Source organism: Rhodopirellula sp. P2, from assembly GCF_028768465.1.
Taxonomy (GTDB): Bacteria; Planctomycetota; Planctomycetia; order Pirellulales; family Pirellulaceae; genus Rhodopirellula.
In genome coordinates, this window is record NZ_CP118225.1 from 3,367,319 (window position 1) to 3,381,747 (window position 14,429).

Annotated in this window: 8 protein-coding genes; all 8 read left to right on the plus strand. The window is 57.2% G+C overall.

Annotation, left to right across the window (positions count from 1 at the left end; translation table 11 throughout):
* Positions 1 to 52 precede the first annotated feature (52 nt).
* The 8 genes from PSR62_RS11920 to PSR62_RS11955 all read left to right on the plus strand — a co-directional run bounded on the left by PSR62_RS11920 (position 53) and on the right by PSR62_RS11955 (position 14,313).
* A complete protein-coding gene (locus PSR62_RS11920) occupies positions 53 to 1,996 on the plus strand; it encodes a prenyltransferase/squalene oxidase repeat-containing protein (protein ID WP_274407950.1) in 1,944 nt (647 codons plus the stop codon).
* On the plus strand, positions 1,993 to 3,963 hold the full coding sequence (locus tag PSR62_RS11925; protein ID WP_274407951.1) for a polyprenyl synthetase family protein: 1,971 nt from the start codon (positions 1,993 to 1,995) through the stop codon (positions 3,961 to 3,963). The genes PSR62_RS11920 and PSR62_RS11925 overlap by 4 nt, the downstream gene beginning before the upstream one ends.
* An 87-nt stretch (positions 3,964 to 4,050) precedes the next feature.
* On the plus strand, positions 4,051 to 4,695 hold the full coding sequence (locus PSR62_RS11930; protein ID WP_274407952.1) for a hypothetical protein: 645 nt from the start codon (positions 4,051 to 4,053) through the stop codon (positions 4,693 to 4,695).
* Between the two features lie 327 nt (positions 4,696 to 5,022).
* On the plus strand, positions 5,023 to 6,342 hold the full coding sequence (locus PSR62_RS11935; RefSeq protein WP_274407953.1) for a DUF1501 domain-containing protein: 1,320 nt from the start codon (positions 5,023 to 5,025) through the stop codon (positions 6,340 to 6,342).
* A gap of 215 nt (positions 6,343 to 6,557) precedes the next feature.
* A complete protein-coding gene (locus PSR62_RS11940; protein WP_274407954.1) occupies positions 6,558 to 8,960 on the plus strand; it encodes a PPC domain-containing protein in 2,403 nt (800 codons plus the stop codon).
* A complete protein-coding gene (locus tag PSR62_RS11945; RefSeq protein ID WP_274407955.1) occupies positions 8,957 to 11,452 on the plus strand; it encodes a DUF1549 domain-containing protein in 2,496 nt (831 codons plus the stop codon). Before PSR62_RS11940 ends, PSR62_RS11945 begins: the two co-directional genes overlap by 4 nt.
* A 48-nt stretch (positions 11,453 to 11,500) precedes the next feature.
* Complete coding sequence (locus PSR62_RS11950) at positions 11,501 to 13,534, plus strand: c-type cytochrome domain-containing protein (RefSeq protein ID WP_443217394.1); 2,034 nt, start codon at positions 11,501 to 11,503, stop codon at positions 13,532 to 13,534.
* Complete coding sequence (locus PSR62_RS11955) at positions 13,531 to 14,313, plus strand: biotin--[acetyl-CoA-carboxylase] ligase (protein WP_274407957.1); 783 nt, start codon at positions 13,531 to 13,533, stop codon at positions 14,311 to 14,313. The genes PSR62_RS11950 and PSR62_RS11955 overlap by 4 nt, the downstream gene beginning before the upstream one ends.
* Positions 14,314 to 14,429: the final 116 nt, after the last annotated feature.

Below are 14,429 nucleotides of genomic sequence, written 5' to 3' on the forward strand. Positions count from 1 at the left end.
CGGCGTGTGCTTGAATGGTGGTTGGTTTGATTGAGTTCTTCTTGTTTGAGCGATGATGTCTGTCGTTGAGAATCCTGTTGATGAGCTGGTGTGCCGGCGCGAATTGCGTTCGACCTTGGATCGATTGCGTGGCGAGTTGCTGGCGCAGCGAACGGAGAAGGGGCAGTGGTTGGGCGAGTTGTCAGCTTCGGCATTGTCGACCGCGACAGCGGTCAGCGCGATGAGTGCGGCGGTTCGCTCGGGCGAGCTGCCGGATGCGGAACAGGCGGCCTTGCTGAGGCAGATTCAAAGCGGACGAAGTTGGCTGGCAGCGCAGCAGAACGACGATGGTGGCTTTGGCGACACCGACCGCAGTTACAGCAACATCGCGACAAGTTACTTGGTGTTGGCGGCCTGGGCGTTGTCGGACCAAGTCATTGGTGAAGCGACGGACGCCGGTGCGGTGGCTCGATTGAAACGCTGGATTGAGGCGGCCGGTGAACTCGACGGGCTGCGCGAACGCTATGGCAAAGACAAAACGTTTGTCGTGCCGATTTTGACCAACATGGCCATTGCGGGCTTGGTGCCTTGGAAGCGGGTTTCCGCGTTGCCGTTTGAGGCGGCGGTTGTCCCACAATCGTTGTATCGATTCGTGGGGATGCCCGTGGTCAGCTACGCCGTTCCGGCGCTGGTTGCGATTGGGCAGGTCAAGTTCCTCGAAGGCGGCGGTTGTTTGCCGCCGTGGTCGCTGGTTCGGCGAGCCGCGATTGAGCCATCGATGAAGGTGCTGCGTTCGATGCAGCCCTCCAGCGGCGGTTACCTCGAAGCCACACCGTTGACTGCGTTTGTGGTGATGTCGCTTTCGGCGAGTGGACGTGCGTCGCATGAAGTGACTCAAAACGGGCTGCGATTTTTGCGAGACTCGATGTTGCCCGATGGGAGTTGGCCGATTGATACCAACCTCGCCAACTGGGTGACGTCACTGGCAACGACGGCGCTGGCGATGGATCCTGATGACGATCGGTCTTGGTCGACGGACGAGTTGCTTCAGTGGCAACGAGGTTGTCAGTATCAGGAGCGGCACCCGTTCACGGGAGCTGCCCCGGGTGGTTGGGGGTGGACCGATCTGACGGGTTCGGTGCCGGACGCCGACGACACTCCCGGTGCGATCATCTCGTTGCGAATGCAGGCGACCACCAAACCGGACTTGCTGGGGGGCGATTTTTCGCAACCGTGGCCGGCGTCCCAGGCATGTGATCGCGGAGTCGATTGGTTGTTGGGATTGCAGAACCGGGATGGGGGCTGGCCGACGTTTTGCCGCGGTTGGGGCAAGTTGCCGTTCGACCGGAGCAGCAATGATTTGACGGCCCATGCGTTGCGAGCGATCGCTTGTTTGCCCCAACGCGATTCGGCGAAGCGTGAGCCGGCGATCCGGCGTGGGCTCAAATTCTTACGAAAAAATCAGCAGCCCGATGGTTCGTGGTTGCCGCTGTGGTTTGGGAATCAGGACCGGGCGGAGGAGGACAATCCGGTTTACGGGACCTCACGCGTGTTGGTGGACGCCAGTCCAGAGCTGGGGCACGATGTGATTCTTCGCGGGCTGACGTATTTGATCGAGAATCAGAACGGAGATGGGGGGTGGGGGGGCGGCCCATCGGTTCGCGAAACTTTTGCGTTGCCGGAGGGTTCCATCAGTTCGGTGGAAGAAACCGCGCTTGCGGTGGAGGCTCTGGTGAGTTGGTGGGCCCGAATTCTTGGCAATGAGAGCGGGCTGACCGGACCAAACGACATTCCCAGGGAAAGCCCTTGGGATGCGTCGATGCGTTCCTCGCTACGAGCGGCTATACTTTCGGGCACCCGCTGGCTGATCGACGCCGTGCAGCACGAGCGTCACCAGGTGGCTTGGCCGATCGGGTTTTATTTTGCCAAGCTTTGGTACTACGAGCGGCTTTATCCGCTGGTCTTCACGACTGCGGCACTGGGCCGGGTTATGCAACGCGACGAACTACTTAGGTGATTGGCTTGTCGACCGGATCCCCCTCCCTTCCCGCATCTGTCCCGCCAAGTGAGAACGCATCGAGTGATGTGTCTGTCCCGGGAGCCACCTCGGGGCGACGTCGCAAGACGAGCCATTTGAAGGAGGTGCCTGAAACCTTGGCCATGCGGGAGAGCCTGCGAGATCGATGCGCGCAAGTCGCGGCCAAACTGGATCGTTCTCATCCGATGACCAAGGATGAGATGGAACAGATCTCTCGCCGAATGCTCGAAGAGGCTGATTTGCCTGAGAGCTATTTGGGGTGGGTGATGGTGATGATCAGCAGCGAGTTTTGGGCGGATGCTCTGGCATCGGTTCCGCCGGAACGTCGGTTGTTTTTGCTGCCTCACTGCTTGAAGCACGCGGAAGGTTGTCCTGCCGAATACGACCAATTCGGCATGAATTGCAAAGAATGTGGTGCCTGCAGCATCGCGGATTTCCGCTCCGTCGCCGAGGACATGGGTTACCGCGTGTTGGTGGCCGAAGGTTCACCGGTGGTGATGAAGATCATCGTCGGCGGATACGTTGACGCGGTGGTCGGCGTGGCTTGTTTGAATGTGCTGGAAAAAGCCATCGACAAAGTTTTGCTGGCGGGAATTCCCTGCATGGCGGTGCCATTGCTGTCCAGCGATTGCCGCAACACCAAGGTCGATGAGCCTTGGGTGGAACAGATGATTCGGACACCGTACAAACCGGCGACCGCGAAAACAAAGAGCTACGTTCACCTGATGCGTGCAGCTGGATTGCTGTTCGAAGACACTTTGTTTGAACGACTGGCACCGCGGCAACGTGAAAGCCGTTTGGAAGCCAACGCTTATTCGCCCGGCACTCGCATGTTGGAAACGACCCCGTCTGAAAACGGATCGCGTCCCGCTGTGACGCCTGAGCAACTGGAGGGTGTCGACCCAATCGCCGCCACGGAATCCATCGCCCTGGATTTCTTGGTCCGCGGTGGCAAGCATTCCCGTCCGTTCATCACCTTGGCCGCTTACGACGCGATGAAGGGTGGCGATGGCACGGGGGCGGACGGCGAAGACGTGCTCAATCGCGTGCCGGATGCGGTGCGGCGAGCGGCTTTGAGCATCGAGACGTTTCACAAAGCCAGTTTGGTTCACGACGACATCGAAGACGGGGACGCCTTCCGGTACGGTCAGCCCGCGGTGCACCAGCGATTCGGAACCGCCACAGCGATCAACGTCGGCGATTACTTGATCGGGCTCGGTTATCGTTTGCTCAGCCGCAACGTGATGGGCGATGAAGTGGACGCGGAAACACGGGTTGATTTGCTGGATTCATTGGCTGCAGCCCATGTGAGGTTGTCCGAGGGACAGGGTGCGGAATTGCTGTGGCGTGATGCCAAGGATCGCCGACTGACGCCGTTGGACGCGCTTAAAATTTATGCACTCAAGACTTCGCCCGCGTTTGAAGCGGCGCTTTACAGCGGCGTGCGAATGGCGGGGGATGCGTCGGCACTGGTCGAGCCGATTCACAAATTCAGCCGCAACCTGGGCGTGGCATTTCAGATCATCAACGATCTGAATGACTGGGCGGGGGACGATTCGAACAAGTTGACGGCTGGGGCCGATGTGATCGGTGGACGCCCGACATTGTTGTGGGCATTGGCGCTTCAGCACCTTGAGGCGGACGACAGAGAACGCTTGCTCAGCCTGGCGGAACCGGGTTGTGATTTGTCGGATCGTGAACGATTGAGCACGGCACGTGAGCTGTACGAGAAGGCCAACGTGTTCGAGATGAGCTTGTTGTTGATCGACAAGCATCAGGCCCGCGCCGAACAGGTTGCCGACGAGATCGAAAACGAAAATCTACGCCGCTTGCTGTATTTCCTGGTCGACACCGTCTTGGAACGGCCGGAGGCAACTGGCTCGGGTGAGGAATCTCAGCCGTCGAGTTCGCCCGCGGTCGTGAAGATCGGTGTCGTTGCTCGATAGCTTGTTCCGTGATTGAACCTCGCTCCCGTGTGTTCTTGGTCGAACGAACTGAACATCACTCACGTGGACTCCGTTTGAAAGTTGCTCATGCCTCCTGGTTCACCGTCCTCGGATATCGAAACGTTGAGTGAGTCCGCCGAACAAGTTGATTTGAAGTCGTTGGTGAAAGAGTTCTACGGCGATTTTGGTGAGCTTGCGGAATTTGAATTGGCGACCGACATTCCCGAGCCATTCGACACGTTGCTGAATCATCAGTCCCACATGACGGTGACCGTCGAGCACTATCACGGAGAACCGGTTGAGGTCGTGGTGCATCGCCGCCGCAATCGTTTTCGCGACGGTCACGTGGCTCAGGCGGTCGACCCAGCGGATCCGGACGAGTTGGACGCGACGGTGGCCTACACGCGAGAGATCACCTTGGTCACGCGAGACACTCAGCGGGTGGTGCAGCATGGAATTGTTCGTCTGGATCCCTCCGCATTGTCACGATCGGTGTGGCATCAGATTGCCAGCGGGGAGATTCCACTCGGCAGGGTTTTGATCGAGAACAACGTGCTCCGGCAAGTCCAGTTGTGTCGTCTTTGGAAGGTCACCGCGGGCGAACGCTTGGCTGAATACCTGGATCTCAAAGTCGGAGACGTGGTTTATGGGCGAACCGCCTTGATCCGCTGCGATCACCGACCAGCCATCGAGTTGCTGGAAATCGTGCGTGGAAACGGCCCCATTGGATGATTCGGTGGGTTTGCTCAGGGGGTGGCTCCAGCGGCCCCTTCCCCCCTGGGGGCTGTGTAATAATTGACACAAGGAGTGTTTTTGTTACGATGCGAATGTTTTGAGGGTACGATTCCAACTCGTCAGCGTTCGAGTTGCGAGGAGTTTCGAACTCAAAACAAGAAGAGTCGACAGAAACCTCCACAAACGTTGGATCCCACCTTTCACCGAACTTGATCGCCCTGATCAAGGATTGGTCCCACCCTTTTGGGCTTTTTTCGTGGCACGCCGTTCAGGCGATTGTTGCGGTGGCCCCACTTCCCGCTTCAATTGAGGAGCATCAGAGACATGCGTTGTCACGGAAACCCACTGACGCAGCCCGGCATGTTTGATCGCCGAGGATTTTTGGTTGCGGGAGCAGCCAGCGGTCTTGGACTGAGTTTGCCTCAATTGTTGATGCGAGAGGCATCAGCAGAGATCAAACAGTACGACTTCGTGAAACCGAAAGCGAAGAGCGTCATTCACATCTTCCTGCCGGGCGGTTTGGCTCAGCAGGAATCCTTTGATCCCAAGCCCTACAGCCCGATGGAATATCGCGGTGACTTGGGGACGATCAAAACCAACACAGGCGAAGTCATCGGCAGCGCGATGCCGCAGTTGGCCAAGCGAGCTGATAAATACTGTGTCATTCGGTCGATGTCGCACGGTGAAGCGGCTCACGAGCGTGGCACGCACAACATGTTCACGGGTTACAAACCCAGCCCTGCCCTGAGTTACCCCAGTTTTGGTGCGGTGGTCAGTCACGAGTACGGGCCTCGCAACAATTTGCCAGCCTACATCTGCGTGCCCAACGTTCCCAACGAGTACGCGGGAACCGGCTACCTGCCCAGTTCCTATGGCGGGTTTGCACTGGGGGCAGATCCTGCTCGGAGTGATTTCCAAGTTCGTGATTTGAACTTGGCTGGTGGCGTGGATGAAGCTCGGTTCATGCGTCGCAAACGCGCTCTCGAAATGGTCAACCAGCGTTTCACATCGGGGACCTCGGCTGACAATGTGGGGGCGATGAACACGTTCTACGAGCGTGCCTACGACTTGCTCGACACACCCGAAGCGAAAGCGGCGTTTGATCTGTCCAAAGAAGACGACAAGACTCGCGATCGCTACGGTCGCAATCAGGCCGGTTCGCGAATGTTGATGTGCCGTCGCTTGATCGAAGCGGGATCACGTTTGGTCACCATGACCTACGGTTCGTGGGATCAGCACGCATCGATCACCGCTGGTATCCGCAGCCAAATGCCTTCGTTTGATCAAGGCTTGGCGGTTTTGCTGGACGATCTCAGCGAACGTGGTTTGCTGGAGGAAACCTTGGTCATGGTCACCACTGAATTTGGCCGCACACCAAAGATCAATGCGGATGCTGGGCGAGATCACTGGCCAAAGGTCTTCAGCGTGATGCTGGCTGGTGGTGGTGTTCAGGGCGGAATGATTCACGGTGCATCGGATTCCACCGCCTCCGAACCTGAGTTGGATCCCGTCTCTCCCGCTGACTTGGCAACGACCATGTATCGTTTGCTCGGCATTGTGGCTGACAAAGAGCTGATGGCACCTGGCGATCGGCCCATTGAAATTGTTGATGGCGGAAACGTCGTCGAGAAGATCTTGACCTAAGCCTGGCTTCTCGCCACGGCCGGTCCAATCCCACCTATCCCGCCCCGCCTCTTTCCCACCGAAGGTTTGTTGTGATGTCACACGACAATCTCCCTGCTTGCGCAGACCGACCGCATCTCCGGTCGGCTTGCCAAGCCAAAAGGCCTCTGGCTGCTCTGGTTCCAAACTCTGCTTTTCCAACGGCGAACAGGCTGTTGCTGGGCATGGTTGCGGTCATGAGTGCATCGCTGGCGGCCAGTTCCGTTTCGGCGGCCTTTCCCAAGATTTCTTATATCCGACCGCTCGGCGTCGTTCGCGGCGAAGAGTCAACGATCACGCTTCACGGCAGTGCTCTTGGTGATGCGACGGAGGTCCTGACGGATTTGCCGGGGTTGGAAATTTTGGAAGTCAAACCGGTCGATGAAAAGTCGGTGACGGTGAAGTTGAAGGCGGATGAAAAGCTTGCTCCAGGACTTTATCCAGTCCGCTTGGTCACCAAGTCAGGAATCACGGACTTGCGTTTGATCGGCGTGGGAACGATGCCCATCGTCAACGAAGTCGAGCCCAACAATTCGTTTGAAGAAACTCAGGCGATCGAGATGGACCGCACGATCGAAGGCAACATCGATCGTGAGGATGTGGATTGTTTCAAGGTTCACTTGGAAGCGGGGCAAAAGCTGACGGTTGAAATCGAGGGCATTCGATTGGTCCAACAGCTCAACAACCGAAATATCTTCGATCCTGCGATCGCGATTTTGAATTCGGATCGTTTTGAAGTTGCTGTCAGCGATGATTCCTCGCTGCTGCAGCAAGACAGTCTGTGCTCGTTCACGCCCGAAGAAGCTGGCGACTACACGATCGTGGTGCGTGAAAGTTCTTTCTTAGGAGCTGCCAACGTTTGTGGTTATCGACTGCATGTGGGGTCCTTTCCTCGGCCTGTGACGGTGATCCCGTCGGGCGGAGTCAAGGGAGAAGTTCTGCAGGCGAAGTTGATCGATGTGGATGGCACCGTGACGGAATCCAGTGTGCAACTTCCCAGTGAGCCGGTTGAAAAATGGCCAGTGACTCATCAGGACGACCGTGGAATCTCCCCGTCGCCCAACTGGATCCGAGTCAGTGATGCTCCGATCGTGACCGAGACGGAACCCAATGAAGGGCAATCGCAAGCCTCGCCGGGACAGTTCCCCGCGTTGCTGTGTGGTGTGATCGATGAAGGCGACGGCTACGATTGGTTTTCGTTTGAGTGCAAGAAAGGCGATCGCGTGCGAGTTCAACTGCACGCTCGCAAGACGCTCCGCTCACCGCTGGATGGCGTCATTCACGTCTTTGGTCCCGACGGAAAAACGCTCAAAGGCAGCGATGACATCGGTCCCAACCCAGATGGCTCGGTCGACTTCGATGCGGCTGTTGATGGGAACCACTTTGTACGGGTCTACGACCACTTGCGTAGCGGCAGTCCGAATCACAACTACGTCATTGAGCTCAGTCGTCGGGAGCCCTCGTTGGGGCTGACACTGAAGGAGCTGCGACGTGATGAAGCGATGGTTGTGCCAGTGCCGGTCGGCGGACACAGTGCGATGGTGTTGACCGCACAGCGAAATCAATTCAACGAACAGTTTGACGCGATCGTCGAAGGGTTGCCTGAGGGCGTGACCGCTCAAACGTTCCCAATGCCAGGCGGTCGTGTGGAGATCCCCGTCGTGCTGCACGCTACGAAAGAGGCAGCGCTCGGTGGGGCGTTCTTTGAAGTTGGAGGAGTCGGCAAATTGGGGGATCGCGAGATCCAGGGCGATTTTCAACAGCACCACAAAGTCGTGTTGGGCCAAAACCGTCGTGAGATGCTCGGCTACGAAACCGAAAAGGCTGCATTGGCGGTTTGCGAAGCGATGCCATTCAGCGTTGAGGTGGTGCAACCGAAGACTCCTATCCTTCGCCGTGGCAGCAAGGATTTGTTGGTTCGAATCAAACGTGATGAAGGCTTTGAGGGAACGGTTTCGTTCCGAACGCTTTACAACCCGCCTGGGATTGGTGTGAACAACAGCAAGCGGATTGAGAAGGGCCAGAGCGAAGTGATCATTCCAATCACGGCCAACGGGAGTGCGGCCATCGGATCTTGGCCGATGGTGATGCAGGTCAGCTACGGAACCAATCGTGGAACCGCAACGGTGTCGACCGCGCCGATTATGCTGGACGTCGAAGAGCCCGTGTTCGACTTCGCGTTCCCCAAGTCGGCTGCTGAGCAAGGAGCGGAAGCGGTTCTTGCGATTGGAATGACCAAACGCCGGGACATTGAGGGCGACATCGAAGTTCGCCTGGTTGGGATCCCCAACGGGGTCACTTGCGACGAACCACAGAAGAAGGTGGAGCTTGGATCGGAGTCGGTTCAGTTTCTGCTGAAAATTGCCGCGGATGCAAAGCCGGGCACACACAAGACAATGGTCGTTCAAACACTGATCACTCGCGACGGCGAAACGATGATGCAAACGGACGGCACGGGCGAAATCCGGATCGACAAACCTTTGCCAGTCAAAAAGGATCCGCCGGCTGAAAAGAAGCCCGAAGCGAAACCCAAACCGAAGCCTGCCGCCAAGCCGCTCAGTCGCTTGGAGCAACTACGCCAGCAAAAGGAGTCGAAATGAACCGGTCCTTCCATCGATTGACTGTTCACTCATTGGGGCTGGCTGCGATTGCAATCGCGGTGGTCTCGGTCAGTTCGGTCTCCGCCGCTTCTCCCGAAGCGATCAAGACAAAGCCAGGTGAATTGCCCAAGGTTGATCTGGCGGTCTATCCGCCTGAAATCTCGTTGACCACGGCTGGTGATTTTCAGTCCTTCGTCGCGGTCATGCGTCGCGAAGATGGAGTGACGGAAGACATCACCGACAAAGTGCGTTGGACGTTGGGGGATGACAAACTCGCGAAGATCGACGGGCATCTGCTGCGTCCGCTTGCCGATGGCGAAACCATCTTGAGTGGACGTTTCAGCGGCACCAGCGTTGACATCCAGGTCAAGGTTGCTCAAGCGGCCACCCAGTCGCCCGTGAGTTTCATCAAAGACGTGATGCCAACTTTGACACGTTCCGGTTGCAACACCGGTTCGTGCCACGGGGCTGCCCGTGGGAAAGACGGTTTCAACCTCAGTCTGTTTGGGTTTGATCCCAACGGTGACTACCAACGAATCACACGCGAGATTGGCGTCCGTCGAATCAACTTGGCAGTGCCTTCGGAAAGTCTGCTGTTGAAGAAGTCAGTCGGCTCGGTCCCGCACACAGGCGGGAAGTTGTTCGACGTTGACTCGGACTATTACGAGACGCTTCACCGTTGGTTGAAAGCGGGCGCACCCAGTGATCCCGCCGATGCGTTGCCACCCGCTGTCACCTCCGTTTCGATTTATCCTCCACAAGCGGTTCTGGAAGGAACGGGAGCGACTCAGCGTTTCGTCGCAGTTGCCACTTACGCCGACGGCAACACTCGTGATCTGAGTCGGTTGGCAACTTTTTCAACCAACGATGCCTCGGTGGCTGCGATGGACCAGAACGGTTTGGCGACCGCTGGTGCCAGGGGCGAAGCCTTTGTGATGGCTCGTTTCGACACGCACACTGTCGGGTCGCAGATCCTGACTCTGCCAACTGATTTGCAATACACGGTGCCGGAACCTCAGCCAAGCAGCTACGTGGATGAGTTAGTCGACAAAAAGCTGCAGCAATTGCGGTTGGTGCCGAGTGGTCAATGCACGGACGCGGAATTCATTCGACGTGCAACGATCGATATCACCGGCTTGTTGCCGACCGAAGAAGAACTGAACTTGTTTGTCAACGATGTGGCTCCGGACAAACGGGAGGCGTTGATTGATCGCCTGTTGGAACGAAAAGAGTTCAGCGAAATTTGGGCGATGAAATTTGCTCAGTTGCTGATGATCAAGAGCACCAACCAGGTCAGCAAGAAATCAGCAATGCTGTATGCGAGTTGGTTGACCGATCAATTTGCTCGCAATGTGCCAGTCAATGAGATGGTTCACGATCTGCTCACCAGCACCGGTGGAACGTTTGGGGAACCTGCGACGAACTTTTACGAGATCGAACGCGACACACTGAAGACTGCCGAAAATGTGGCTCAGGTCTTCATGGGGATTCGCACTCAGTGTGCCCAGTGTCACAACCATCCGTTCGATCGTTGGACCATGGACGATTACTACGGGTTCACCGCTTTCTTTAGCCAAGTGGGGCGAAAGCAGGCCGAGGATTACCGTGAACGGATCGTTTTCAACCAGTTCAGCGGCGAAACCAAGCATCCGGTGACAAAGCAAAACGTGGCTCCGAAATTCCTGGGCGGCGACGCGCCGGAAACGAAGGGGAAAGACCGTCGCGAAGTCTTGGCCGATTGGTTGGTCGCTGGCGACAACCCGTTCTTCTCGACCAGCATTGCCAACCGAGTGTGGGCCCACTTCATGGGATCAGGCTTGGTGGATCCGGTCGATGACATTCGCGTTAGCAACCCGCCCAGCAACCCTGAGTTGTTCGACGAGTTGGGTGAGAAATTGGTCGAGTACAACTACGATTTTCGCAAACTGGTGCGGGACATTTGCACCAGCCGCGCTTATGGACGCAGTACAAAAACGAACGAGTCCAACGGTCACGATTCGCGAAACTACGCCCACGCAACGATTCGCCGTGTGCCCGCGGAAAGCCTGTTGGATTGCATCTGTCAGGTGACCGAAAGCCCTGAGAAGTTCAGCGGTTTGCCACTGGGAAGTCGCGCGGTGCAAATCTCCGATGGTGCCACGTCGAACTACTTCTTGACGACCTTTGGCCGTTCGGCTCGAGCAACCGTGTGTGATTGCGAAGCCACGACCGATCCATCGTTGTCGCAGGCATTGCACCTGCTCAACGGCAGTTCCGTGCACAACAAAATTGTGGGGGGGGGATTGATCAAACGTTGGATGAACGATGAGAAGCTGGAGCCCATTGCGGTCCTCGATCGCATTTATCGCCGAGCTCTCAGTCGTGAACCATCGCCCGAGGAACGCGAATCGGTCAAGACGCTGCTCGCTGAAGAAGGGGCGAACCCTCAGGCGGTCATGGAAGACGTTTTTTGGGCGGTCCTGAACGGCCGCGAGTTCGTTTTCAACCACTGATCCCGCTTTCATTCACTCTCAGTCAATCTCATGATGTTGCATCTTCCAATGAAGCGAACGCGTTCAACACGGTTCAGAAACGTGGCCTTGTCGCTGGCAAGTGTTCTGTGGGTTGGTTCGTCTGCTGGCGTGTTCGCTGCAGATGCCAAGTCAACTGATGAACCAGCGAAGGTGACTTTCGAAGACCATGTCAAACCGATCCTTCGTCAGCACTGTTTGAACTGTCACAGCCAAAGCGATAAACGCGGTGGTTTGGCGATGGATTCTTATGGTGCGATGATGGAAGGCGGCGGCAGCGGCGAGATTGTCTATGACGATGGTGATGCCGAAACCAGCCGGCTTTGGCAATTGGTCAATCACGATGACACCCCGGTGATGCCTCCTAGCCAACCGAAGCTTCCGGCAGAGCAGTTGCAGGTGATCCGGTCATGGATCGAAGGCGGCATTTTGGAGAATTCGGGCTCCAAGGCGAAAGCAAAGAAGAAGAACGCGTTGGCGTTTGTGGCCTCCACGAGCGGACGTCCGGAAGGTCCTCCGCCCATGCCAGAGACTTTGCCGCAGCGGGTTCCCGTGGTCACGCAGCGGGCCGCAGCGACCACTGCGATTGGCGCCAGCCCTTGGGCACCCTTGGTTGCGCTCGCCGGTCAAAAGCAGATTTCGCTGTATCACACGGAGACGGCTGAGTTGTTGGGGGTGCTTCCTTTCGAGGAAGGCATTCCACAATCGATTCGGTTCAGTCGCGATGGTCAATATTTGATCGCGGGTGGTGGAGAGCACAGCGTTCAAGGAATCGCAGCTGTCTACAGCATCAAAACCGGCGAACGTGTTGCTCAAGTGGGCGATGAATTGGACACCGTGTTTGATGCCGATGTAAACGACACCATGACCCGAATCGCATTGGGTGGTCCGCAGCGAATGTTGCGGATCTACGACGCGACCGATGGCACCCAGTTGTTTGACATCAAGAAACACACCGATTGGATTTACTCGGTTGCCTACAGTCCTGACGGCGTCTTGATCGCATCGGGTGACCGCAGCGGCGGGCTGGTTGTCTGGGAAGCCGACACGGGCAGGCAGTATCTCGATCTGGCAGGGCACAAAGGTGCCATTCGCGCGATCGCTTGGCGGGATGATTCCAACGTCTTGGCCAGTGCCAGCGAAGACGGCACGGTCAAGTTGTGGGACATGAATTCAGGAAAAGCCATTCGCTCCATCAATGCGGGAAGCGGCGGGGTGACGGCCGTTCAGTTCGACCACAAGGGGCAACTCGTCACTGCCAGCAAAGATCGCAAGGTGCGTCTGTGGGATGCCAGTGGCAAACAAATCACGGAAACGCCCGCCACCTCGGAAGCCGTTTTAGAAGTTGCGATCACGCATGACAGCTCGAAGATGATCTACGGTGATTGGACGGGAGTGGTCCGGATGTCGGCGGTCGCGGACCCGAAGCAGATTCAAGAGTTGGCGGCCAATCCACCCCCGGCAAAAGATCGCATCGGCGCCGTCGAGCAGACTTTGGCTTCGATCCAAGTCAAGTTGACACCGTTGCAAGCGAAGCGGGATGCGATGGCGACAGCTTTGCAAACTGCTCAAAAAGCGTTGGTTGAGATGGACGCCAAGATCAAGCAACAGAATGAAGCGATCGCCAAGAGCCAAGCCGCGATCGCCCAGAAGAAGGCCCAGCGAGAGCAGGCGATCTCAGGGTTGCCCGCGTTGGTTTCCAAGTCGCGTGACGCACACGATTCGGTCATCGCATCACGGGTGGGGTTGGGGGACGCACCGGACGACGCCGCGTTGGTCCAAGCGGCTGATTTGGAAGCGTCGCTCGCCGCACAGCTCACCGAGATTGCTCAGCAGCGTCGATTGGTGGTGCAAACCAAGAAGGACGAAGCGGCGCTGGCGGAGACTCTGAGATCTCAGCAAGGCGAACTGGCTGGGATGCAGGTGAAGCGAGCGGAGACGGAGAAGACGGTTCAGGCCGCCCGAGTTTCTGCAGAGCAGGCGGAGCAGTCCTATGCGGCGGTGGCCGGCGAGCTCAGCGAAGTTGAAAAGAAGAGGCAGTTGTTGGCCGAAGCGATTCAGTGATTTCGTCGATCGTTCGTTTGCCAACCGTTGATTCGACGAACTCGTGGGCCTTGAATTGGCTGCGAGGGGCGAACGAGTTGCTGCTTCAGGAAGAGCTGCCCAAGCTCGTGGTCGCTGATCAGCAGACCGCCGGGCGTGGTCGCCATGGGAAGTCATGGTTCGCTGCAGAAGATGGGTTGGCGTGCACGCTGATTGCAAAGGCCTCGCCCAATTTGTTGTCTCTCGCGGTTGGCGTCGCATTGGCCGAAGCGATCGAGATGGTGGCTGGCCCAACGTCGGTTCAGTTGAAGTGGCCCAACGACGCCTGGATGAACGAACGCAAGGTCGCTGGGATTTTGATTGAGCGACATGGCGATCCGGCTGGCGATGACGAGTCCTGGTTTGCGATCGGCATCGGCTGCAATTTGCGGCAGCACCCCACGTTGGATCAAGTCGAAGAAGGAGCGGTGTTGCCCACTTCGATTGCGGAGGCGACCGGCCGATTGATCTCCAAGGATCAGTTGTTGGATACCCTTGGGCCTCATCTGGTGGAGGTCATCGAGGACGCGAAGCGTCAGCCGCAGGATCTGTTGCAACGCTTTGAAGACCGCAATGCACTGCGTGGCACAACCGTTGCATGCCGTATTGGCGGCAAATTCGTCCAAGGTGTTTGCGAAGGTTTGCAGGCGGATGGCAGCCTTTTGCTGCGGACAGTTGACGGGTTGTTGGCTTGCAACAGCGGCGATGTCCAGCGATTGCGGCCTCAGGACTCGATTTCGAGCCGCAAATCGGGGCGATAAGAAGATTCGGGGGACCTTTTCGGTCGATTTCCGTCCACTACCTGATTTCTGACCTAGGTTTCAGTGGAGATGATCACGACTCTCGGATCATTTCTCGGGTTCTGTCCGTGAGGACA

Coding starts and splice junctions, on each gene's coding strand:
- PSR62_RS11950 (WP_443217394.1), top strand. CDS start 11,501: ATGAAGCGAACGCGTTCAACACGGTTCAGAAACGTGGCCTTGTCGCTG.
- PSR62_RS11935 (WP_274407953.1), top strand. CDS start 5,023: ATGCGTTGTCACGGAAACCCACTGACGCAGCCCGGCATGTTTGATCGC.
- PSR62_RS11920 (WP_274407950.1), top strand. CDS start 53: ATGATGTCTGTCGTTGAGAATCCTGTTGATGAGCTGGTGTGCCGGCGC.
- PSR62_RS11930 (WP_274407952.1), top strand. CDS start 4,051: ATGCCTCCTGGTTCACCGTCCTCGGATATCGAAACGTTGAGTGAGTCC.
- PSR62_RS11945 (WP_274407955.1), top strand. CDS start 8,957: ATGAACCGGTCCTTCCATCGATTGACTGTTCACTCATTGGGGCTGGCT.
- PSR62_RS11940 (WP_274407954.1), top strand. CDS start 6,558: ATGAGTGCATCGCTGGCGGCCAGTTCCGTTTCGGCGGCCTTTCCCAAG.